Here is a 21,347-nt window from a genome sequence, read left to right on the forward strand (position 1 = left end):
CGGGCCGCCGGAGAGACCGCATCGGGGCTTTCACTCCATTCGTGCCCCGGTGGCTTTGTCGAACAGGTGGATATGTTCGCAGCGGCCACACAACTGCACGGTGTCGCCAAGCCCGAGGGAGTCCCGGCGCGACAATGCCGCGACGATGGCCGTGTCGCCGGTGCGTCCGTAGACATGACTCTCGGCGCCCGTGGGTTCGATCAGCTCCACGCTGAACGGCAGGGTGAACGCCGGGCCCTCGATAGGGGAGAGCGCCAGGTGCTCGGGCCGAATGCCCAACACCACCGGGCTTGAGGCCGGCAGCCCGATACGACGGCCCAGCGCGAGCCGTTGACCGCCGACCCGAACCAGAGACCGGTCACCTTCGTGCTCCAGCAGGCCGTCGATGAGGTTCATGGCGGGCGAGCCAATGAACGTCGCCACGAACAGATTGGCCGGTCGGTCATAGACCTCGATGGGCGCGCCGACTTGCTCGATCCGCCCGGCGTTCATGACCACGATGAGATCGGACATGGTCATCGCTTCCATCTGGTCGTGAGTCACGTAGATGGCGGTGGTGCCGAGCCTGCGTTGCAGGGTGCGAATTTCGATGCGCATTTGCACCCGCAGCTTGGCGTCAAGATTGGACAAGGGCTCATCGAACAGAAACACCTGGGGATGACGCACGATGGCACGGCCCATCGCCACCCGCTGGCGCTGGCCGCCAGACAACGCCTTGGGATAGCGGTCCAGGTAGTTGGACAGACCGAGCATGGCCGCCGTTTCTGCTACGGCCTTTTGGATGCGTTCAGGCGAATCCTTGCGCAGCTGCAGGCTAAAGCCCATGTTTTGCGCCACGGTCATGTGCGGATACAGTGCGTAATTCTGAAACACCATGGCGATGTCGCGGTCCTTGGGCGACAGATCGTTGATGACCCGACCATTGAGTTCGATGGTCCCGGAAGTGACCGATTCCAGCCCGGCGATCATGCGCAAGAGCGTCGATTTGCCGCAGCCGGAGGCGCCGACCAGCGAGACGAACTGACCGTCGGCGATGGCAAGGTCAATACCATGCAGGACGGGGATTGCGCCGTAGGTTTTACGAAGTTGCTGAATATTGACGGTTGCCATATCGAAGGAGCTACCTATGCGGACCCATTGCTTCAGGAAAGACGCACGACCTTGGTGAGGTGGCGCGGCGCAGTGCTGTCCAGTTTCTTGTACTGGGCCAGGCGTTCGCCAAACAGCTGCAAGGCCGGGAGGATTTCCAGGCTGCGGTCCAGCCCGGTCTGCACGAGGTCGACATACAGGTCACCCGGCCCGCCAAAGCCGATGACCAACGCGCCTTTGTCCTTGAGTTCGGTGTAGAGCTTTGCTTCTTCGTCGCGTGTCTGCGGGCTGTAGATCAACACCACGCAGGTCGCGTCGTCGACCAGGCTGATAGGGCCGTGACGGTACTCCATCGGATGGAAAACTTGGGTGTAGGTCAGGCTCATTTCTTGTAATTTCAGCGCACCTTCGCTCGCCAGTCCGTAGTACGCGCCGCCCCCCAAATAGACGAAGTGTGTGCGCGATAGCGGTGTGTCGGTCAATTGGCGATCCAGCGATTGCAGTGCGAGTTCGGCTTGAGCCGCGATGTCGGCATCGACCTTGACCCCCGCCAGGCGCAGGCCCAGCAGCAGCATGAGGCTGGCCGAGCTGCTCATGACGATGCCTTCCATTGCATGGGTCGGGGCAAAGAGCACTTCATCGCTGCACGTGGCCAGGCTGCTGGCGCTTTCACAAGTGATGCCCAGGGTCTTCAGGCCGCGTACGCGACTGGCCTGTACGGCCTGCACGGTTTCGGTGGACTCGCCGCTGCGCGACAGGGCGATGACCTGCACGTCGGTCGTATCGGCCAGGTAGGCTTCAGGGCGTCGTGCCCATTCACCGCCGGGCACGGCAATCGCCCGCCTGCCGTTGAGGTTCAGTGCGCTGGCGACAACCTGCGCCAGGTAGTACGAGGTGCCGCAGCCGACCACCACGATGGTGGCGGCGTTCAGGGTGGGCAGCGGCTGGGTCAAGGCCGCGCTCCAGAACGGGAATTGTTCGACGATGACGCGTTCGGTAACGTTCATGAATGGCTCCTTCAGAGGTTATTTGGTCGCGCCGGCAATCAGCCCGCGCACAAGGAAACGGTTGAGGAAAATCACCAGCAGGACCGGTGGCAGCATGGCGACGACACCGGCGGCATTCATCAGGCCGTAGTCGACGTAATTGCGGGTCACGAATTCGGGAATCAGCACGGTCAGTGACTTGGTTGCCAGCGACGGCGAGAACACCAGCGGCACCATGAACTGCCCCCAGGCGCTGAGGAACGTGAGGATGGCCGTGGCAATCAGGCCCGGCGCAGCCAGGGGCAACACGATCCGCACCAGGGTATAGGTTCGGCCCGCGCCGTCGAGCCAGGCGGCCTCTTCCAGCGACACCGGCAAGGACTGATACACGCTGCGCATCAGCCACAGTGCCAAGGGCAGGAAGGCCGAGACGTAGATCAGCGTCACCCCCAGATAGGTGTCGATCAGGTGCAGGGAAATCATCAGCCGGTACAGAGGGATCATCACCGTGTAGGCCGGCACTGCCATGCTTGCGACCACCAGGCCAAACAACAGATCCCGGCCCGGGAAGCGCAGCCGGACGAAGGCGTACCCGCCGAACGCAGCGGCGACCAGGGTGACCAGGGTCGCTGCGACGGAGGTCACCAGGCTGTTGATGAAGGCCCTGGAGAACTGTGGCCACACCGACTGCACTTCGTTGCCTTGTGATGAGCTGCTGGCGCCGAACAGTTTCGCGAAGTGCTCGAGTGTCGGATGCTGCGGCCACAGGCTCAGGTGCTCGCTGAGCATGTCCCGAGGGTCGGTGAAGCTGGTGATCACGGCCCAGTACACCGGGCCGAGCGACCACAGCAGCAGGGCAAGCACAGCAAGTGCGAATCCTGCCTTGCCAAGATAATGCAGCCAGAGTTTGCGCATCAGTCGAACCTCGTTTCGCGGTAGACCTTGAGCACGTAGACCAGCGAGACCACCAGGGACGCGATCATCGCCAGCACCGACAGGGCCATGCCGTAGGAGAATTTCAGGTTCTGAAACGCCGACATGTACACCTGAATGATCAGGCTTCGGGTGTCCAGGCTTGAGCCGTTGAGAATCCAGGCTTCGTCGAACAGGTTGAAGGCAAAGACCGTCGATTGACTGAGCGCGATGGCCAATCCCCCCGCGATCAGCGGCAGGGTGATCATCCGGAAGCACTTGATGCGTCCGGCGCCGTCGAGCCGGGCGGCCTCGTACAGGTCGGCGGGAATTGCCTGCAACGCGGCCAGCAGGATGATCGCGGTCAGAGGCAGCATGCGCCACACGTGGACCAGCGCGACCAGCAGCAAGGCGGTGTTGTGATCGTTGAACCACACCACGTTCTCGTCCAGCAGCCCTAGGGCCTTTAACAGGTTGTTCAGCAGACCGTAGCTGGGGTTGTAGATCCATAACCAGACCAGGGCATTGACCACCGGCGGCAGGCACCAGGGCAGCACCAGCACGGCCAGCAGCCATTGCCTGCCGCGACGTACCTTGTTCAGCAGCAAGGCTGCGCCGAGGCCACCGGCGGTCTCCAGCAACACCGCCAGCACCACGTAGACCAAGGTGTTCCACGTGGCGTGCTGAACGTTGCTGTCGGCGGTCAGGTTCTGATAATTGAGCAACCCGACGAAGGGCATGCCTGGGCGCATGGGATCGACTCGATACAAGCTGTCGAGCACGGTCGTGACCAGCGGCACGAACACCAGACTGGCCATCACCAGGATGATCGGCAGCACGTACGCGAGCCCAAGCCAGGTTTCACCGGGAACGGGGCGCAGCCGTTCCCTGATCGAGGCTGGCTTCATCACGGCTGCATCGCACTCTGAGCTTGTTCGGCAATCTGCGCGACAGCCTGCGCCACGGTCAGTTGCCCTTTGGCCGCCTGATTCAGCGCGCTGGACACAGCGCTGGTGAACTGCGGATACCAGACGGGCGTGCCCTGCTTGAACAGCGGGTCGACCAGCGTTGCCTGCGCGAGGATCACGTCACCGCTCTTGAGCTTGCCTTCGCTGTTGAGTTGCTTGAGCACCGAGGTGCGGGTCGGCAGATTGCCGAGGGTTTCGTAGCTTTCGATCTGGTTCTGCGGCTTGACGAACCAGTTGATGAACGCTTTGGCGCCTTCCTTGTTGTTCGCCGTAGCGGGAATGCCCACCGCTTCCGGCAGGCCGATGGTGCGCGCCGTTCCGGTGGTCGTCAGCATCAGGGCGGCGGCCACGGAGTCGGCCACCTGGGACTTGGCTGGATCGCTATAGACGGCGATGTTGCCTGCCCAGCCTGCCAGGTCGAACGAAGCGTCGCCTTTTTTGAACAGCTCCTGCACTTCGACATCCTTGAGCCCCGTGGCCGCCGGGCTGATCAAACCGGCCTTGAGGGCCTCGACCTCGAATGCCATCGCCTTGTACCCGGCTGAGTCGGGCTTGACGAATTGCGGCTCGTACTGGTCGTTGAACAATTCGCCGCCAAACACCTTGGTCAGCAGATACCAGGCTGTGGCGCTGCCTTCGGTGGCTGATAGCGGCAGCGCGATGGGGTATTGGCTGATGTTCCTGGCCTTGATCGTCTTGGCATCGGTCAGCAGTTGTTCCGGCGTGGTCGGTGCAGCTGCGATACCGGCTCGCTTGAGGTGGTCGCGGTTATAGATCAGCACCCGAAAATCGTTGGCGTAGGGCACCGCCAGCAATTGACCGTTGAACATGAACAGCTTCGACGATGGGATGTCGGCGATGGTGGCCGCGTCCACCACGCCCTCCAGCGGCTGATACCAGTTGGCGGCGCCGAACTGCCCGACCCAGGACCAATCCACTTCGCTGGCATCGGCAGGCGGACTGCCGGCAATCATCGAAGTCGCGATCTTGGTCAGGATCTGGTCCCAGCCCAGGGTCTGCGTTTCCAGAGCCATGCCGGTTTCGGCGCTCAGCCGGTCAGTCATTGCCTTGGGCAGCGTCCCCCAGGGTGGCAACAGCACCTCGGTGGCCGAAGCGGCTGTCGCTGTGGGCGCAAGCGGTGGAATGGCGAACGACAGCGGCAGCAGGGCGAGCGAGGCAATCAAGTGGCGTCGGAGCATGGCAAAACCTCTACATTGGACAAGGGGAGGTTGATGGCAGTGCAAGGGTGGTACGAAGGCTTGAGGACAGGTTGTCTATCCAATGGTTATCGGGGTTCCATCCCGCATCATGGGCGGCACGCCACAGCGCCCCGCCGATGGGCGGCAGGCGGGGGGAGCGGGGCGTGGCATGCAGCTGCTGTTGAAGTTGTTGAACGATCCAGGTGTTTGCAAATACCCCGCCCGCGTGGCTCCAGACCGGCGGGCCGTCCTGGCCGATCGCGCGCCATGCGGTGCTGACGTGTTCGGCCAGATGCCGGGCGGCACCTTGCAAAATCGCGGTCGCGGCCACATCACCAGCCTGAGCCCAGGCCGAAACCTGTTGCGCCAGCGCGGCGATGCTCGCTCGGCGATTGGGCAGGCCGTAAACCCAACCTGCCAGTTGCTCCGGCGAGCATTGCAAGTGATCGAGCAATGCCTGGGTCAACCGCGGTTGACGAGCCCGGCCATCCAGGCTGCGACTGGCGGTGACCAGTGCTTGCGTCCCGATCCAGTAGGCACTGCCCTCATCACCAAACACGTCGCCCCAGCCGCCCACTCGCACATGCTGCGCACCGTGGGCGTTACTGTTGGCCCACGCCATCGAGCCGGTGCCCGCCAGGATCAGCACCCCCGCCGATGCCGCGGTGAACGCGCCATCGAAGGCAATGCGCACATCGTTTTGCACCGTGACGGGACAGCGCAGCGCCCGTTCGGCGACGTAGCGCTGGGCAATCGAGTCGTCGACCAGTTCACCATGCAGCGGCAACCCCAACACTGCGGCCTTGAGCGGCAAATCCGTCACTGACTGCAACAGCGCGGTCAATTGCTGTTGCCATAGGGCGTTGGCCGTTGGATCCAGGCCGTCGGTCGTTTCGAGCCTGAGCACCTGGCCTTGACGATCAGCGATGGCCAAAAGCGTTTTCGAACCGCCGCTGTCCAGGCCCAGAACGCACTCGTTCATGGCTTTGCATCATCGGCGGCAGGCGTCTGGTTCGACGCCTTCAAAAGGCGGCAGCCCAGCTCGTCGAGCTTCGCGCTCCAGGCGGTTGGCAAGCGTTCGTCACTGATGACCGTCAGCGAGGCGTTCAGCGGTGCCACGCGGTACGTCAGGCGTTGGTCGAACTTGCTCGAATCCACCAGCAGCAGGGTGGTGCCGGCGCGCGCCAGCATCTTTTGATTAAGCTGCGCTTCACTGGCGTCCAGGCTGTAGATGCAGGCGTCCGGAGCGACGGCCCCCGCCCCCAGAAACAGCTGGTCGAACCATAGGTTTTCGATCATCGCCTCGGCCAGTGCACCGACCATCGAAGCGTTCTCCGCACGCAGTTGCCCACCCAGCAGCACGACAGTAATGCCTGGGGTGTTCATCAATAGTTGTGCGACGTTCAGGCAGTTGGTGAACACCGACAGGGGCAATGGATCAAGACGCAGGCGTCGGGCCAACTGCAGAACGGTGGTGCCAGCGTCGAGAAAGATGGTCGAGCCTGAAACGATCTGTTCATAGGCCACTTCGGCGATTGCCCGCTTGGCGAACAGGTTTTGGTTTTCTCGCAGGTCGAACGCCACTTCGACGCCTGCACTCTTGGCGATTCGTGCACCTCCATGGGTGCGGTGGATGACGCCGTCGTTTTCCAGGCTCAGCAAGTCCCGGCGCACCGTCGCCAAAGACGCATCCGCGATGTCGGCGATGGTCTGAATGGTGCTTTCGCCATGGCTGTAAAGATGCTGGCAGATCAGCGAAAGTCGCTCGTCTTTAGTCACTTTGGTTGCTCATTAGTGATTTATAGATAGGAATATAGAGACTAAAAAATCACTGTCAATCAAAAATGTGATTGATATTGATCGTTTCGTTCTCGTAAGGTGGCCGCTCTACATTCTCGAGAGGCAGCGGTCATGCAGGCTCATTATCTTCAAAAACTGGTGGATGCTCACGCCCGGGGGGGGCTGGCCGGGATCACCTCCGTTTGTTCGGCCCACGCCTTGGTCATCGAAGCGGCCATGCGTGAAGCGCAGGCACATTCAGGGCCGGTGTTGATCGAAGCCACCTGCAATCAGGTCAACCACGAGGGCGGCTACACCGGCATGACCCCGGCCGATTTTCGCCAGTTCGTGTCCACTATTGCCGAGCGGGTGAACTTCGCTACCGAGCGCCTGATCCTGGGGGGAGACCATTTAGGGCCCAATCCGTGGAAGGATCTGCCCGCCGGGCAAGCGATGAGCAAAGCGCAGGACATGCTGCAGGCTTATGCGCGCGCAGGTTTTTCCAAGATTCATCTGGATGCCAGCATGGCCTGCTCGGGGGAGGCCGATCCGCTGCCGGGGCCGGTGATCGCAGAGCGCGCGGCGCGGCTGGCGGCGGTGATGGAACGCACGGTTAGCGACGCGGGCTTGCCACTGCCGGTGTACGTCATCGGGACCGAGGTGCCGGTGCCCGGTGGCGCCTTGGAAAAGGTCGAAGACCTGCAGGTGACGACCCCCGAGGCGGCGCGCGAAACCCTCGAGCAGCACCGGCAGGCGTTCGCTGCCTTGGGCCTGGACGGCGCCTTTTCGCGGGTGGTCGGGCTGGTGGTTCAGCCGGGCGTGGAGTTCGGCAACGAAAACGTCGTGGTGTACCAGCCGCAAAAGGCCCGTGCGCTCAGTGCGGTGCTGAAGATTGAGCCGCAGGTGGTGTTCGAGGCGCACTCCACCGATTATCAGCCTGCGGCCGCGCTGGCTCAACTGGTGCGCGACGGCTTCGCCATCCTGAAGGTCGGTCCGGGCCTGACCTTCGCCTTGCGTGAAGCGCTCTACGCCCTCGATCAGATTGCCGCCACCCTGGGCGTGATTTCCCCGAAGCATCGCTTGCAACCGATCATGGAAACCCTGATGCAGGCCCAGCCGCACTATTGGGACAAGTACTACCACGGCGATCAACCGGCGTTGCAGTTGCAAAGGCATTTCAGCTACAGCGACCGAATCCGCTATTACTGGCCCTTCGACGTCGCGACCCAGGCTGTGGAGGTGTTGCTTGCAGCGTTGGGAGATGCACCCATTCCCGAAACGCTGATCAGCCAGTACCTGCCGCACCTTTACCCTGAGGTTGCAAACGGTTTGGGCGACACCTCGGGCAAAGGGTTGCTGATCGCCGCGATCGAGCATGTGCTCAAGCAGTACCGTGCGGCCTGCGCGGCAATCGATACTTGATGGGCCTGCCGGCGCAGCCGGCGTGGATGAGCCAATGGCCGAGCGCGTCTCGGCCATTGCAGCTGTGGCGGGCCTGCGGTCTCTGACCGCCAGCGACGGTGGCGAATATCTTGTGTACTTGCCCAGGGTAAATATCATTAAACTGGCGTTTGGAGTCTGGAAAACACCCGGGCAGGCCACTCACGCCAGGCCGCCGCCCCCAAGACAGGTAATGAGAATGCAGCACGTCGCGCTTAACCGCTTTTTCACTGGACTGCTCAGCCTGATGCTGCTGTGCGTCGCCGTGCCGGCTGTAGCCGAATCAGTCGCTGTGGCGAACGGCGATCCTGCCACGGTGCAGGCGCCGGTCGATGGTCCAACGCTGGACCAGCTCAACGATCAGCTCGATCAGATTCGGCAGAAGGTCTCGGTCAGCGCCAATGACGATTTGCTGTCGGACCTGCGCCAATCGGCACTGCAGGTGCAGAAACAGGCAGACGTGCTGGTCGCCCAGCAGGCCGCCAGCATCGAGCACCTTAATGACCAGCTCAATATTCTGGGGCCGGTCCAGCCTGACGAATCGCCAACCATTAGCGGCCAGCGCAAGGCCCTGACCAAGCAGAAGAATGCGCTGGTCGACGATGAACGTCAGACCAACACCCTGAGCCAGTCGGCCCGCGACCTGGCGACGCAGATTTTCAGCCTGCGTCGCAGCCTGTTTGACTCGCAGATCACCGCGCGTTCAGCCAGCCCGCTCAGTTCGGTGTTCTGGTCAACGATGATCCGCCCGACCGACGATGATCTGGGGCGCTTGCACGGCCTGTTGGACGATGTAAAGACCGCCGCCAATACGGCCCTGGCACCGGGCAAACGCCTGTTCTTCTTCAGCGTTGCGCTTGCGGCAGTGTTTATCTGGGTGGTAGGCCGGCGCGTGATGGAACAGCTGTTGGTCTGGTTGATGGTCCGCTGGTTGCCCGAGGGTCGCCTGCGTCGAAGTGCGCTGGCGCTGACCGTCGGGCTGTCGACCGTCATCACCATCGGCGCGGCCACGTCCCTGGTTCGCTGGGGTATCGACAGCAATGCTGCCGTCAGTGCCGACGTGTTCAACCTGCTTAACCAGATGCAGACGCTGATCATTTTCTGCGCCTTCATCGTCGCTCTCGGTCGCGCGTTGTTAATGCGCTCGCACCACTCGTGGCGTTTGCCACAAATCCCTGACGAAATTGCCAATGCGGTCGGCTATTTTCCGCCGTTGCTCGGGCTGGCGCTGGTGATCATCGGCACGCAGGAGCGCATCAATAGTGTGATCGCCAGCAGCATGGCCCTGACGGTGGCCGTCAACGGGTTGACCGCGCTAGCGGTGTCGCTGGTGTTTCTGTCTGCCTTGCTGCGCTACCGCCGCACCCGTCGCCGTCATAACCTGGAGCGTCTGCCCAGCTACGGCGGCCTGATCCCCTTCGTGGTGACGATGTGGGTCGGCTTGAGCCTGCTGGCGTTGTTGAGCGGCTACCTTACCCTGGCGTACTTCCTGACGGTAAAGCTGCTGTGGATGAGCGTGGTATCGGCCACGGCCTATCTGCTGATTACCTTTTTCGGCGACATCTGCGAGACCCTGTTGTCGCCCAAACAGCCCGGCGGCCAAGCGCTGGGGGCTGCACTGGGGCTGTCAGCCCGGCACCAGGCACAGGCCAGCACCCTCCTGGCGGGCATCGGTCGGACGTTGCTGTTGTTCACCGCGGTACTGCTTGCCTTCATGCCTTCCGGCTCCAGCCCCGGTGAGTTGCTCCAAGGCTTCACCCAACTGGATTTGGGCAACAAACCGCTGGGCGGCCTGACCATTGCACCGACGGATATCCTGTTATCGCTGGCCGTACTCATCGTCGGCATGCTGGGCATACGGGTGCTCAAGCAATGGCTGGGCGAACGGCTGCTGCCGGAAACCAACATGGACGCCGGCATGCGCGCATCGCTGGTAACCCTGGTGGGTTACATCGGCGTCGTCCTGCTGGCGATCGTGGTGATGTCCACGCTGCATATTAGCCTCACCAACCTGACCTGGGTGGTCAGTGCGTTGTCGGTGGGGATCGGCTTCGGTCTGCAAGCGATCGTGCAGAACTTCATTTCCGGCCTGATCCTGCTCACCGAACGGCCGGTAAAGGTGGGTGACTGGGTCAGTCTGGCGGGGGTGGAAGGGGATATCCGTCGAATCAATGTGCGTGCCACGGAAATCCAGATGTCCGACCGCTCTACGGTGATCGTGCCGAACTCGCAGTTCATCACCCAGAACGTGCGCAACGTGACCATGGCCAACGCCCTGGGCGTCGTGGGCATTACCCTGACGTTGCCGCTGGACACCGACGTGCTGAAAATCCGCGACCTGCTGCTGGCAGCCTTCACCGAACATGCAGCGATACTCGAGACGCCGGCGCCGTCTGTGTCGTTCAAGGACCTGACCACCACCGGGGTCATCATCAGTGTTAGCGGTTATGTGAACAGTCCGCGATCGGTGGGGGGCGCGCGCAGCGATTTGCTGTTCACCGTTCTGGGACGCCTGCGGGAACTGGGCATCGCCTTGTCCTCCCCGCAAAGCATGGTGCTGGTCAGCGAAAATGCGGAAAAATTGCCCGCTGCACAATGATGTATTGGCCCGGATGCGCAGCGCCGCTCGGCAGATCGTGAGGCAAACGAAGTCACAACGAAAATCGAAGATGCAGAGGTGCACCTGATGGACGCGTTGCCCAGGTACCGAGAGGCCACAGTAGAGGATGTACCCACGATCTGTGCGCTGGGACAGTTGCTCAACGCAATTCACCACGCCGCGCGCCCTGACCTCTATACCGCTGCCACGCCAGACCCTTTGCGTGACGTGCCGCACTGGATGAGTTTTTTCGAGCGTCCGGACCAGGCTGTGTTCATGGCTCTGTGTGAGGGGCAGCCCGCGGGTTTTATCACTGCCAGCCTGTCGTCGGGTGCCGGTCCGTTAATGCAGCCGATGGATTTCGTCCGCATCGGCTCGGTGTGCGTCGCAGAGGATTTCTGGGGAAAAGGTATCGGACGAGGTCTGGTGTATGAGGTTCAGCGCTGGGCGGTCGGGCGCGGTGCGAAGGACATCAGGTTGTCAGTCTGGGCATTCAATACCCGCGCCATCCGCGTGTATGCAGAGCTGGGGTTTGAGACACGTGCATTCGAAATGGGGATGCCTCTGCTTTCGCAATAGCTTGCCGATGATAATGCGCCTCCCTGGGTTCATATAAGGCGGGCAACGTCGTGCTTCTGAGGCACTTATCCGGAACATCGCCGCGGTACGGCCAGCAGGCATTCATCGCCTCTCTCAGCGATCATGGAGCGGCAACGCGTCGTGCAGAGCGAAAAACGATGCGTCGATGCTGGCCGATCGGTCAGTTTTTGGACATAGTGGTCGGTCACTCTCTGATCGTTGCACGAGGCATTGGAATGCAAGGCGTCAAACGCAAGCTGGTTTTCGTCACTTCTTTCGAGTTGATCGCTGTTGCATTCAACACCCTGATCCTGACTGCGCTTGGCCACGACACCAGCCTTTCCGGCGGTCTGGCGATTGCCTGCTCGACCATCGCCATGCTCTGGAACCTGTGCTGGAACACTGCATTCGAATACTGGGAAGCGCGCCGTGCCGATCGCAGGCGCACCCTGTTTCGCAGGGCCTTGCATGCCATGGGTTTCGAGGCTGGCCTGCTGGGGATGCTGGTGCCGTTGTTCGCTTATGCCCTGCAAATCCCGCTGCTCGACGCCTTGGCGTTGAACGTGGGGCTGGTGGTGTTCTTCCTGGTCTACACCTTCACGTTCAATCTGCTGTTCGACAAACTCTTTGGGTTGCCCTTGTCGGCCCAGCCGGCTGAGGCGTCCTGACACCTGAAATAAGGCAAGCCAGCGCTGCGATCCAGGTTGCGCTGCATTGCATCAGGCGTCCCGTTAGGGCACATCGCCGAGCAGATCCAGCACCGCCTGCGCGAATTCGATTGGCGCTTCCTGCGAGATGTTATGCCCAACCCCGGCCAACACCTGCCTGCGCACCGGTCCGGCAAAACCCTTTTTGGCTGCGGCGTCGTCGCGTTTGGAGGACACACCGTCATCGGCACCGCTTAAGATCACCGTCGGCACGAAAATGGCCGGGCTTTGTGCCAGTGTTTGCTCGATATCGGCGTAGCGTGGATCGCCTTCGACCAGGCCGAAGCGGTGGCGGTAGGAGTGCGTCACGACGTCGACAAAATCCGGGTTGGAAAACGATTCGGCCGTGGCGGCGTAGGTGGCGTCGCTGAATCTCCAGCTCGATGACCACAACGCCCACAACAGGCGGCAGAACGGCTCGCGGTTGGCGGCAAGTCCGGCGTAGCCACGTTCGCCATGCAGGTAGTACTGATACCACAGGCGCCTTTCGGCTTCGGGCGAGGAGGGCTTGCTGGCGCTTGCGATGTGCTGGATGTTGTAGCCCGGGTCGCCGCTCACCAGGCCGATCACCCGTTCCGGCCACAGGGCTGCGACCACGCAGGCCGCGCGCCCGCCCCAGTCGTATCCAGCCAACACCGCCCGCTCGATGTTCAGCGCGTCGAGCAGCGCCAGCAGGTCGGCTCCCAGCGCTGCCTGTTCCCCGGACCGAGGGGTTGCCGGGTCGACGAAGCGGGTAGGGCCATAGCCTCGCAGGTAAGGCACGATGCAGCGGCAGCCGGCCTCGGCCAAGCGTCTGGAGACCTCATCGAAGGCGTGAACGTCGTAAGGAAATCCGTGCAGCAGCACCACGACCGGCCCGTCAGCAGGCCCGGATTCCAGATAAGACGTCTGAAGTACACCTGCCAGAATCTGTTTCATGCTTGGCTCCCGCGTTCAGGTTGTGTTGCCCGGCCCAGTCAGCGTTTGCTGCGCTGCAACCGGGCCGCCTGGGTCTGTGACCGTGGTCAAGCCGTAGAGGTTTAGCCCATCTGGCAGGATCCGGCGCAAAAAAGAAGTGCGAGCGTGACTGGCCGATCTGACAGCCGGATGAACGGACCGCAGCGGCAGCGAAGGGTTAACCGGGCGCACCCCTATTCAAGTGCGGCCTGCAGGTTCCCCGCAGGAAAACTGAACGGCCATCAGGTCAGGGGATCGGAGTTAATGTCCCTAACTGCGTGCCCGGATGTGCTTGCCGAGCGAGGAAAGAACCATGGCTGTAAAGGTAAAGAAACTCGACCCTGCGCAGGTGCCTGAAGGATTGCCCGGAGACGAAAATATTCAGGCTTTTGAAATAACCGACGACGCAGGACACGCCCACTATGCACGCGGCGAGGAAGAGGCCGCCAGGCTTGCGGTGGAGCTCAGTGAAAAGGCCAGGCAGTGAGAACAGTCGCGGCGCAGACCCTGCGCACGCTGCCGTCGACGACCCCGGCCGTTAGTGGCCATCGCGTGGCTGAGCGAAAAAACTGTTTAACGCCGGAGTCTGTACTGGCGTCGCCGCTCGCGATGCTGACGGGGCGCGAGCGCACGAGCATAAACAAGTACCGAGATTGCTGGCAGTGCATGACCTGACATAGCATCGTTCAATCACGAGAAATGCGCTCGCGTGCGACATCCAACAAGGGGTAAACACATGAACAGTGATCAGTCAGATTTCGAGGGCAGTTGCCACTGCGGCACGGTGCGTTTTCGCGTCCGGTTGAGCGACGGACTGAACACGGCGCGCAGGTGCAGCTGTTCCTACTGTCGGATGCGCGGCGCGGTGGCGGTTACTGCGGTTCACGAGGATTTTCATCTGATTGCAGGCGAAGAAGCACTGACCCTCTACGAATTCAATACCCATACCGCCAAGCACTACTTCTGCTCTAAATGCGGGGTGTACACCCATCATAAACGGCGCTCCAACCCTGCTCAGCTGGGTGTCAACGCGGCTTGCCTTGCGGGTGTAAGCCCGTTCGATTTCAGGGAGGTGCCGGTGAACGATGGTGTGAATCATCCTTCCGACCGGGCTGGCGAGGCAGGAAGCGGAATCCTGGGAGTCTTGACATTTGTGCCCGGGGATGAAGGGGCACGATAATTCCCATTCGCCGTCGCCAGCGCAGGGCCTTGAGCACTCTGCCCGTATTTCGGGCATAGAACCGAAGTTTATGCTGGCCCTGCACCCTGCCCGACAAATTTCAGCCTTGGCCGCACGCTGGCGACGTTCGTTCAGTCGATCATTCATGCCGCGCGTGCGTATCAGCGCGCAGCGGGGGCCAGACCACCTGCCTGAAGATTCTTATGGAAGCGCAGGGCGCCGGCTGCATGCCGATGTACAAATGCAGGTCTATACCCACCGCAGTGCCTCGAGCAGCATCGTGGTGCCGGCTGTTGCCGAGCCGATGTGGGTCCTGGTGCTGTCAGGTGCTGCGCGCGTGCAGGAGCGCGCCTTCGGACAGGCCTGGAGTGCACACGACGTGGGCCCAGACGATTTTTTTCTCACCATGACTCACGAGCCCTACCCGATGCAGTGCAGACGCTTCAGGGGATCGAGTTCTGCGTGTTGCATGTGTATCTGAGCCAGCGTTTGCAGGACCTGGCAGCACAAAGCGTTTCGACGGGTTGGGAAAAGGGCTTCGGCTTCTCGAAGTCTCGGGGGGGCCAGGGATGCGCAGATTGCCGCGCTGGTAAGACTTCTGCATCAGGAGCTGGTGGAAGGCACAGCGCCCAATCCGTTGTACATCGACGGTATCTCTCAGGCGCTGGCGGTGCATCTGGTGCGCTGTTACCGCGACGGCGATGCACCGCTCAAACAGCGCAATGCGTTGCCGGCCTACCGGTTGCATCGGGTGCCCGAACGGATGGACCTGTCGCTGAACAGCGACTTCAGCCTGTCCACCTTGGCCGCAGAAGCCGGGCTGAGATTTCTACTTCGGCCGTCTGTTCCGTCAGGCCACGGGTCATTCACCCTCGCAGTATTTCATTCAACTGAGGCTGGCCTAGGCTCGCCGGTTGCTGTTCAGTACCTCTGAGCATCATCAACATAGCTTTGGAGTCGGCTACGACAGCCCCGGGCATTTTGCTCAGGTGTTCCGGCGTCACATGGGCATGACGCCTCGCCAATATCGGCAGAAGTGACGCTTGTGGGACAGTGAGCGGCGTTTCGCGTTACAGCCAGCCCCCCACGCAAGGGCTGAACGCTGAGCGCGATGCGCTACCTTGTCATTCAAAGCCTGGTGCGAAGGAGGAGTGATGTTCGAAGGTTTTCGCCTGCAAATGATCGAATTGCCCGAGGCGACTCTGCGGGTGCGTTATGGCGGTTCAGGGCCGCCGTTACTGCTGCTGCATGGTCATCCCCGCACGCACACGACCTGGCATGCGGTCGCGCCGCTGCTGGCGCGGTCGTTCACCGTGGTTTGTCCCGACCTCAGGGGGTTCGGCGGGTCCAGCAAACCAGATGATCCTCCCGAGTACGCGGCCTCCTCGAAGAGGGCGAAAGGACGGGATTGTGTTGCGCTCATGGACCACCTGGGCTTCGATGGGTTTTATCTGGCGGGGCATGACCGGGGCAGCTACACGGCATTTCGCACCGCCATGGATCACCCATCCAGGGTGTTGAAGCTGGCGATCATGGATGGCGTGCCCATTCTGGAAGCGCTGGAGCGGTGTACGGCGCAGTTTGCCTCCCTATGGTGGCACTGGTTCTTCTATGCGCAGCCTGACAAGCCCGAACGCGCGATTCTTGCTGATCCCAGGGCGTGGTACCAGGGCCGCGAAGAGGACATGGGCGCAGGCAACTACCAGGACTTTCTGGCCGCGATTCACGACCCAGAAACCGTCAGGGGGATGCTCGGCGATTACCGGGCGGGACTGGTGCTGGACCCGCAACATGATCGCGAAGACAGGCAGGCTGGACGCAAGCTTCAATGCCCGCTACATGTTCTCTGGTCACTTAGGGACGATCTGCAAACGCTTTATGGCGATGTGCTCGCCGTGTGGCAGCCTTGGGCCGCTCAGGCTGTCACCGGCGCAGGCATCGACAGCGGTCACCACATGGCAGAGCAGGCCCCGGTCGAAGTGGCCAATGCCTTGGCGGCATTCTTTAGTGGAGGACAGGCGGGAGACTCACAATCGGGATGACTCGCTGCCTGAGCTCTTCGTGGGACGATCACGCAGCCAGCGGTCATGCCTGGTGATGTTCCACCAGGAAATCGATGAACACCCGAACCCTGGCCGGCATTGCCGTGCCACCGACGAATACTGCATGAATCGGTTCCCGGTCACCGGGATTGCAGTCTTCCAGCAGCGGCACCAGTGTGCCGCGCTGCAGGTCATCGGTTACCGAGAAAGCACCGATGCGTGCAATGCCGGCACCGAGCCTGGCCAATTGCGCCAGGGCCTCGCCGCTGCTGCATTCGATGGTGCCGCCGACCTTCAGGGAAAACTCCAGGCCGTCGCGGCGAAATGGCCAGTCCGGCGCGGCCCGGCGAAAGTTGAAGCGCAGGCAATTGTGACGCAGCAGGTCTTCAGGTTCAGCAGGCGTTCCATGGCGTTGCAAATACTCAGGGGACGCCACGATAACCTGGCCCGTCTCGCCAATGCAGCGCGCGCTCAACGGGCTGTCCGGCAGGTGGCCGAAACGCACCGCGACATCGGCCTGCCCGCCGAGAATATCGACCACTTCATCGCCCAGCATCAGGTCCAGCAGCACCTGGGGGTAACGCGCACTGAACGCCGCCACCAACGGTACGATCTTCATCCGGCCGTGGGCGAGGGCGGCGCTGACCCTGAGCCTGCCTCTGGGCACGCCTTGATCGGTAATGGCCTCTTCCACTTCGGCCAGGTCCGCCAGAATGCGCCGCGCGCCGCGCAGGAATGCCTGGCCCTCGGCGGTCAGGGTGATCGCGCGAGTGGTGCGTAACAACAAGCGCGTGCCCAGGCGCTGTTCGGTGCGGGCGATGATCCGGCTGACCGCCGAGGGCGTCAGATCCAATGATCGAGCCGCCGCCGACAGGCTGCCTTCCTGCGCCACCTTGACGAAGACCTCCATCTCACCTGACCGCCCGTTAAGATCCATTTGTGCCTCGTAAGCAAAGGTGATTGACCATGGAAGGCTCTACCGCCGCAAAAGATCGGATCGTAGCATTCGCGGCACAGATAAGGAGTTTTTCATGGGTATCAATCCACCCCTTGTAGCACTCTCCATCGGCGCCTTCGGCATCGGTGTTACCGAGTTCGCCCCCATGGGCATGTTGCCCGGTATCGCCGCGGACCTTGGCGTCTCCATTCCCGCAGCCGGTCTGTTGGTCAGCGCCTATGCCTTGGGCGTACTGATCGGCGCGCCACTGATGACCCTGGCCACGGTGAAAATTCCGCGCCGTTACCTGCTGATCGGGCTGATGATGATTTTCGCCCTGGGCAACCTGATGTCGGCGCTGGCGACCGACTATCAGAGCCTGCTCATCGCCCGGGTCGTGACCTCGCTCAATCATGGCGCATTCTTCGGTATCGGCTCGATCGTGGCCGCCAGCGTGGTCCCGCCCGAGAAGCGAGCAGGTGCGGTAGCGGCCATGTTCATGGGGCTCACCCTGGCGACCATCGGAGGGGTGCCGCTGGCGACCTGGTTTGGCGAAATCTTCGGCTGGCGCACAGCGTTCTGGGGTATCGCCGGGCTAGGCGTGGTCGCCATTGCAGCGCTGTGGTATGCCTTGCCGAACCAGCCCGCGCCTAAAAGCGACGGTGTGCTCGCGGAAATACGCGTACTGGGGCGTGGTCCGGTGCTGACCGCCTTGGCGCTGACGGTGGTCGGCTCCGGCGCGATGTTTACCGTGTTCACCTACATCGCGCCGATCCTGCACAGCCAGACGCACGCGTCGACGACGTTCATTACCGGCATGCTGGTGCTGTTCGGGATCGGCTTGACGCTGGGTAACATGCGGGGCGGCAAGGCGGCGGATCGCTCGGTGGATCGCACGCTGATCGTTTCGCTGGTGGTGCTGATCGTCGTACTGTTGGCGTTCACGGTGCTCATGCGCTGGCCATTGCCCACCGCGCTGGCGGTGCTGGTCTGGGGCGCTGCCAGCTTTGCCCTGGTACCACCGTTGCAAATGCGCGTGATGGAAGCGGCCAAGGACGCGCCCAACCTCGCATCAGCGGTCAACATCGGCGCATTCAACTTCGGCAATGCCATTGGTGCGGCGTTGGGTGGGGCGGTGATCAATGCAGGTCTTGGCTACCCGGCGATTTCGCTGGCGGGTGCAGCGATGGCGGCCTTGGGGTTGCTGATGGTGCTGCTGTTTGCCTGGCGTTCTCGGGTCGCGGCGACTCGCGCTGATGGCAACCCGGCGGCGGTGGTCTAGGACGCGGTGCTGCGCCGGCGTCGAGCGCTCAAGCGCCACCGGCGTAGGGCGTATTGCAAGTGTGTGGGCTGATGATCACCGGGGTATTATTCATGCAGTAAAAAGCCGCGACAGTTCGCGGCTTTTTACGTGACTCATCGAGCGTTTCAGTCAGCGACGATGGCGTAAGTCTCGATTTCAACCTTTTGCCATGGGCGCAGCATTGAGTCCACCTGAATCAGGCTGCTGGCCGGGCGAATGCCGTCGAACACTTCGCTGTGGGCCTTGGCAACCTGCGCTGCGTCGTTGATGTCGCGCAAGTAAACCACCGTGCGTACCACGTCTTCCACGCTCATTTGGGCGTCAGCCAATACCTTTTTCACCGTGACGAGAATCGCTTGTGCCTGCTCGTAGGCATTGCTGTGTTCGTAATCGGGCGCAGCGCACGTGCCGGAAATGTGCAAGTGATTGCCCACGCGCACCGCTCGCGAGTAACCGAACACCGACTCGTACTGGCCGCCTGAAGAAATGTTTTGCCGCGTTGCTGTTTTGTCGGTCATGTCGTGTCTCATTTTGGGAGGGGTTTACCGGTGGAATCCTTGATGAACAGGATCGAAATCAGGCCGACGACAGCGCCGGCGATTAAATACCAGGCTGGAATCATTTGATTGCCCGTTGTCGAGATCAGCCAGGTATTGATCAGCGGGGCGGTGCCGCCAAAGAGCGAAACGGCCAGGTTGTAGCTGATGGCCAAGGCGCTGTAGCGCACGCGGGCGCTGAACAGCGAAGTCAGGGTCGCTGGCATCGCACCTTCGAAAAACAACTGGCCGAGCGTCAGGGTCAGCAGCGCGACGAACAGGAAACCGACCTTGCCGGTGTGCAGCAGCATGAAGCAGGGAAATGCCATCACGATCAGCAGTACGCAGCCACAGAGGATCATGCGCTTGCGTCCCAGACGATCGGCCAGATGGCCCGACACCGGAATCAGCACCAGCATGAACAGCGTGGCCGCCAGGCCCATGGAAAGGGCGAAGCTGTTGCTGTAGCCCAGAACGTTTTCCAGGTAGCCGGGGATGTAGCCGAGAACGATGTAGTAGGTAACGTTGAACACGGTCACCAGGCCCATGCACTTGAGCATCTGCGGCCACTCGCTGACCATTAGGCGAAACAGGCGGCCCTTTTCGCCCGATGAAGAGGTGTGCAGCGTTTCGTTGTTGCGAATCTCCTTGAACACCGGGGTCTCTTCCAGGCCCAGTCGCAGGTAAAGGGCGATCAGCCCGAGCAGGCCGCCGATGGCGAACGGCACACGCCAGCCCCATTCGGCCATTGCCTGTTCGCCGAGGGCGAGGGTAAACACGCTGACGGTGGCCCCGCCGAGCAGGAACCCCGAGATGTTGCCGAACTCAAGCCAGCTGGTGAAAAAGCTGCGACGTTTGTCTGGCGCGTGTTCGGCGATGAAGGTGCAGGAGCCGCCGTATTCGCCACCGGTTGACAGGCCCTGAAGCAACCTCATCAGGATCAGCAAGATCGGCGCCGCCACACCGATGCTGGCGTAGCCTGGGATCAAGGCGATGGCGAAGGTGGCGACGGCCATCAGCGAAATGCTCAGCGATAACGCGGTGCGCCTGCCGTATCTATCACCGATGGGACCAAAGATCAGGCTACCCAGCGGCCGGATCAGAAACCCTGCGGCAAAGGTGGCGTAGATCGCCATCAATTGCGTGGCGGGATTGTCGTCATGGAAAAAGGTTTTGCCGATGATCCCGGCCAGCGACGAATACAGCGCGAAGTCGAACCATTCGACCATGTTGCCCAGGGTCACGCCGATCACGGCTTTTGACAGAGGTCTGCGCGATGGCTCGGCTGGCGCACGGTTGCTGGAAAATTCAGGTACAGCGGTAGCGTGTAGTTCGCCCATGATATTGCCCTCTGTAGTAGTTGTAGTGAGGCAGCAGTCAAAGGAGGGGAGACAGGCCCACGTCTGGCGCGTGGGGCCTGTTTGCAGGTCAGCGCATGAACACACCACCGGCAATGCACAGCGATTCGCCAGTGACGTAGGACGGCTTGCTGCTCAACTGCCAAACCCACTCGGCAATCTCATCAACGCGGGCCGCACGCTTGAGCGGAATGGACCCAATGGCTGCATCGATGCGCCCGCCGGCCCGGGTGCCAGCTGTGTCGACCCAGCCAGGCGCTACGGCATTCACCACGATGTTGTGCTCGGCCAGTTCGATGGCCAGCGAGCGAGTCATGGACACCACGGCCGCTTTCGACGCGCTGTACAGCAACTGATTCTTCGACACGGTGAATGCATCGACCGAGGCAAAAAACACAATGGATCCACCCCCGGCGGCTTTCAGGTGGCGAGTGCCGATGCGTGCGATGTTCAGCGAGCCCAGCACGTTGATGTCGAAGATTGTTCGGTACAACGACTCGCTGTAGCTTTCCAGTGACGAGGTTGGAAAAATCCCGGCTGCGTTAACGATCGCACGCAGCGGCGCTTTGCCGTCGAGGGCCGCATCGACAGCGGCGCCTAACACTGCTTCGCATGTGATGTCGCCTGTCACAGGCGACAATAGCGGGCTGGACGCTTGCGGGTCGGGCATCACGTCGACGGCCACGACATGCCAGCCTTGTTCCTGAAAACGTTGCGCGACGGCCTGGCCCATGCCTGATGAGGTGCCTGTGACGATGACGCTGGAGTGCGGTGCTGTATTCATGGGGAGTGTCCGA

Annotated in this window: 22 protein-coding genes; 10 read left to right on the forward strand and 12 right to left on the reverse strand. The window is 61.7% G+C overall.

The window, feature by feature from the left end:
* Positions 1-30 precede the first annotated feature (30 nt).
* From B3I26_RS09230 to B3I26_RS09260, 7 genes are read right to left on the reverse strand one after another with little or no spacing between them, the layout of a single operon-like run.
* Entirely contained in the window at positions 31-1,110 is a 1,080-nt protein-coding gene (locus B3I26_RS09230; protein WP_296257242.1) for an ABC transporter ATP-binding protein, read from the reverse strand.
* Positions 1,111-1,142: 32 nt separating this feature from the next.
* Positions 1,143-2,096, reverse strand: coding sequence for an SIS domain-containing protein (locus B3I26_RS09235; protein ID WP_296257243.1), 954 nt, complete (start codon positions 2,094-2,096; stop codon positions 1,143-1,145).
* Between the two features lie 18 nt (positions 2,097-2,114).
* Positions 2,115-2,990 carry a carbohydrate ABC transporter permease gene (locus B3I26_RS09240; RefSeq protein ID WP_296257245.1) on the reverse strand — a complete coding sequence of 292 codons (876 nt, stop codon included), beginning with the start codon at positions 2,988-2,990 and terminating at the stop codon, positions 2,115-2,117.
* Positions 2,990-3,895: a carbohydrate ABC transporter permease gene (locus B3I26_RS09245; protein WP_296257247.1), complete on the reverse strand. Its 906-nt coding sequence runs from the start codon at positions 3,893-3,895 to the stop codon at positions 2,990-2,992. The genes B3I26_RS09240 and B3I26_RS09245 overlap by 1 nt, the downstream gene beginning before the upstream one ends.
* Positions 3,895-5,154 (reverse strand): extracellular solute-binding protein, encoded by a 1,260-nt coding sequence (locus B3I26_RS09250; protein ID WP_296257250.1) that lies wholly within the window; start codon positions 5,152-5,154, stop codon positions 3,895-3,897. The genes B3I26_RS09245 and B3I26_RS09250 overlap by 1 nt, the downstream gene beginning before the upstream one ends.
* A 10-nt stretch (positions 5,155-5,164) precedes the next feature.
* Positions 5,165-6,136: an N-acetylglucosamine kinase gene (locus tag B3I26_RS09255; RefSeq protein WP_296257252.1), complete on the reverse strand. Its 972-nt coding sequence runs from the start codon at positions 6,134-6,136 to the stop codon at positions 5,165-5,167.
* Complete coding sequence (locus tag B3I26_RS09260; RefSeq protein ID WP_296257254.1) at positions 6,133-6,933, reverse strand: DeoR/GlpR family DNA-binding transcription regulator; 801 nt, start codon at positions 6,931-6,933, stop codon at positions 6,133-6,135. Before B3I26_RS09260 ends, B3I26_RS09255 begins: the two co-directional genes overlap by 4 nt.
* Before the next feature lie 132 nt (positions 6,934-7,065).
* Here B3I26_RS09260 and B3I26_RS09265 point away from each other — a divergent pair, with 132 nt between their 5' ends.
* The 4 genes from B3I26_RS09265 to B3I26_RS09280 all read left to right on the forward strand — a co-directional run bounded on the left by B3I26_RS09265 (position 7,066) and on the right by B3I26_RS09280 (position 12,219).
* Complete coding sequence (locus tag B3I26_RS09265; RefSeq protein ID WP_296257255.1) at positions 7,066-8,355, forward strand: D-tagatose-bisphosphate aldolase, class II, non-catalytic subunit; 1,290 nt, start codon at positions 7,066-7,068, stop codon at positions 8,353-8,355.
* Between the two features lie 217 nt (positions 8,356-8,572).
* Positions 8,573-10,972: a DUF3772 domain-containing protein gene (locus tag B3I26_RS09270; RefSeq protein WP_296257257.1), complete on the forward strand. Its 2,400-nt coding sequence runs from the start codon at positions 8,573-8,575 to the stop codon at positions 10,970-10,972.
* A gap of 87 nt (positions 10,973-11,059) precedes the next feature.
* Complete coding sequence (locus B3I26_RS09275) at positions 11,060-11,551, forward strand: GNAT family N-acetyltransferase (RefSeq protein WP_296257259.1); 492 nt, start codon at positions 11,060-11,062, stop codon at positions 11,549-11,551.
* 236 nt (positions 11,552-11,787) lie between these two features.
* Complete coding sequence (locus tag B3I26_RS09280; RefSeq protein ID WP_296257261.1) at positions 11,788-12,219, forward strand: PACE efflux transporter; 432 nt, start codon at positions 11,788-11,790, stop codon at positions 12,217-12,219.
* A gap of 63 nt (positions 12,220-12,282) precedes the next feature.
* On the opposite strand, the gene B3I26_RS09285 is transcribed toward B3I26_RS09280, so the two are convergent.
* Entirely contained in the window at positions 12,283-13,176 is an 894-nt protein-coding gene (locus B3I26_RS09285; protein WP_296257263.1) for an alpha/beta fold hydrolase, read from the reverse strand.
* A 331-nt stretch (positions 13,177-13,507) separates the two neighbouring features.
* Here B3I26_RS09285 and B3I26_RS09290 point away from each other — a divergent pair, with 331 nt between their 5' ends.
* The 5 genes from B3I26_RS09290 (at position 13,508) to B3I26_RS09310 (ending at position 16,416) form a co-directional block, all read left to right on the forward strand.
* Positions 13,508-13,681: a hypothetical protein gene (locus B3I26_RS09290; protein WP_296257265.1), complete on the forward strand. Its 174-nt coding sequence runs from the start codon at positions 13,508-13,510 to the stop codon at positions 13,679-13,681.
* A gap of 249 nt (positions 13,682-13,930) precedes the next feature.
* The gene (locus B3I26_RS09295) at positions 13,931-14,374 is read left to right on the forward strand and encodes a GFA family protein (protein ID WP_296257267.1); all 444 of its coding nucleotides are present in this window, start codon (positions 13,931-13,933) and stop codon (positions 14,372-14,374) included.
* Between the two features lie 613 nt (positions 14,375-14,987).
* A complete protein-coding gene (locus tag B3I26_RS09300) occupies positions 14,988-15,308 on the forward strand; it encodes a hypothetical protein (RefSeq protein WP_296257269.1) in 321 nt (106 codons plus the stop codon).
* Positions 15,289-15,414: an AraC family transcriptional regulator gene (locus tag B3I26_RS09305; protein ID WP_296257271.1), complete on the forward strand. Its 126-nt coding sequence runs from the start codon at positions 15,289-15,291 to the stop codon at positions 15,412-15,414. The genes B3I26_RS09300 and B3I26_RS09305 overlap by 20 nt, the downstream gene beginning before the upstream one ends.
* A gap of 114 nt (positions 15,415-15,528) precedes the next feature.
* Positions 15,529-16,416: an alpha/beta fold hydrolase gene (locus B3I26_RS09310; protein WP_296257272.1), complete on the forward strand. Its 888-nt coding sequence runs from the start codon at positions 15,529-15,531 to the stop codon at positions 16,414-16,416.
* Between the two features lie 43 nt (positions 16,417-16,459).
* Here B3I26_RS09310 and B3I26_RS09315 read toward each other — a convergent pair whose 3' ends face one another.
* Positions 16,460-17,353, reverse strand: coding sequence for a LysR family transcriptional regulator (locus tag B3I26_RS09315; RefSeq protein ID WP_296257274.1), 894 nt, complete (start codon positions 17,351-17,353; stop codon positions 16,460-16,462).
* A gap of 94 nt (positions 17,354-17,447) precedes the next feature.
* Between B3I26_RS09315 and B3I26_RS09320 the strand changes: the two genes are divergently transcribed.
* Entirely contained in the window at positions 17,448-18,635 is a 1,188-nt protein-coding gene (locus B3I26_RS09320) for an MFS transporter (protein ID WP_296257276.1), read from the forward strand.
* A 146-nt stretch (positions 18,636-18,781) separates the two neighbouring features.
* Here the strand turns inward: B3I26_RS09320 and B3I26_RS09325 are convergent, their stop codons facing one another.
* The 3 genes from B3I26_RS09325 to B3I26_RS09335 all read right to left on the reverse strand — a co-directional run bounded on the left by B3I26_RS09325 (position 18,782) and on the right by B3I26_RS09335 (position 21,334).
* A complete protein-coding gene (locus tag B3I26_RS09325; protein ID WP_296257278.1) occupies positions 18,782-19,174 on the reverse strand; it encodes a Rid family hydrolase in 393 nt (130 codons plus the stop codon).
* A gap of 8 nt (positions 19,175-19,182) precedes the next feature.
* Positions 19,183-20,532 carry an MFS transporter gene (locus B3I26_RS09330; protein WP_296257280.1) on the reverse strand — a complete coding sequence of 450 codons (1,350 nt, stop codon included), beginning with the start codon at positions 20,530-20,532 and terminating at the stop codon, positions 19,183-19,185.
* A gap of 88 nt (positions 20,533-20,620) precedes the next feature.
* Complete coding sequence (locus B3I26_RS09335) at positions 20,621-21,334, reverse strand: SDR family NAD(P)-dependent oxidoreductase (protein ID WP_296257282.1); 714 nt, start codon at positions 21,332-21,334, stop codon at positions 20,621-20,623.
* Positions 21,335-21,347: the final 13 nt, after the last annotated feature.

The organism is Pseudomonas sp. UBA5706 (assembly GCF_002419965.1).
Classification (GTDB): domain Bacteria; phylum Pseudomonadota; class Gammaproteobacteria; order Pseudomonadales; family Pseudomonadaceae; genus Aquipseudomonas.

Bases quoted from the DNA above. Each gene is read 5' to 3' on its own strand.
- B3I26_RS09310 (WP_296257272.1), top strand. From the start codon at position 15,529: ATGTTCGAAGGTTTTCGCCTGCAAATGATCGAATTGCCCGAGGCGACT.
- B3I26_RS09315 (WP_296257274.1), bottom strand. From the start codon at position 17,353: ATGGATCTTAACGGGCGGTCAGGTGAGATGGAGGTCTTCGTCAAGGTG.
- B3I26_RS09280 (WP_296257261.1), top strand. From the start codon at position 11,788: ATGCAAGGCGTCAAACGCAAGCTGGTTTTCGTCACTTCTTTCGAGTTG.
- B3I26_RS09320 (WP_296257276.1), top strand. From the start codon at position 17,448: ATGGGTATCAATCCACCCCTTGTAGCACTCTCCATCGGCGCCTTCGGC.
- B3I26_RS09255 (WP_296257252.1), bottom strand. From the start codon at position 6,136: ATGAACGAGTGCGTTCTGGGCCTGGACAGCGGCGGTTCGAAAACGCTT.
- B3I26_RS09335 (WP_296257282.1), bottom strand. From the start codon at position 21,334: ATGAATACAGCACCGCACTCCAGCGTCATCGTCACAGGCACCTCATCA.
- B3I26_RS09285 (WP_296257263.1), bottom strand. From the start codon at position 13,176: ATGAAACAGATTCTGGCAGGTGTACTTCAGACGTCTTATCTGGAATCC.
- B3I26_RS09250 (WP_296257250.1), bottom strand. From the start codon at position 5,154: ATGCTCCGACGCCACTTGATTGCCTCGCTCGCCCTGCTGCCGCTGTCG.
- B3I26_RS09270 (WP_296257257.1), top strand. From the start codon at position 8,573: ATGCAGCACGTCGCGCTTAACCGCTTTTTCACTGGACTGCTCAGCCTG.
- B3I26_RS09240 (WP_296257245.1), bottom strand. From the start codon at position 2,990: ATGCGCAAACTCTGGCTGCATTATCTTGGCAAGGCAGGATTCGCACTT.
- B3I26_RS09245 (WP_296257247.1), bottom strand. From the start codon at position 3,895: ATGAAGCCAGCCTCGATCAGGGAACGGCTGCGCCCCGTTCCCGGTGAA.
- B3I26_RS09295 (WP_296257267.1), top strand. From the start codon at position 13,931: ATGAACAGTGATCAGTCAGATTTCGAGGGCAGTTGCCACTGCGGCACG.
- B3I26_RS09265 (WP_296257255.1), top strand. From the start codon at position 7,066: ATGCAGGCTCATTATCTTCAAAAACTGGTGGATGCTCACGCCCGGGGG.
- B3I26_RS09235 (WP_296257243.1), bottom strand. From the start codon at position 2,096: ATGAACGTTACCGAACGCGTCATCGTCGAACAATTCCCGTTCTGGAGC.
- B3I26_RS09330 (WP_296257280.1), bottom strand. From the start codon at position 20,532: ATGGGCGAACTACACGCTACCGCTGTACCTGAATTTTCCAGCAACCGT.
- B3I26_RS09290 (WP_296257265.1), top strand. From the start codon at position 13,508: ATGGCTGTAAAGGTAAAGAAACTCGACCCTGCGCAGGTGCCTGAAGGA.
- B3I26_RS09325 (WP_296257278.1), bottom strand. From the start codon at position 19,174: ATGACCGACAAAACAGCAACGCGGCAAAACATTTCTTCAGGCGGCCAG.
- B3I26_RS09230 (WP_296257242.1), bottom strand. From the start codon at position 1,110: ATGGCAACCGTCAATATTCAGCAACTTCGTAAAACCTACGGCGCAATC.
- B3I26_RS09275 (WP_296257259.1), top strand. From the start codon at position 11,060: ATGGACGCGTTGCCCAGGTACCGAGAGGCCACAGTAGAGGATGTACCC.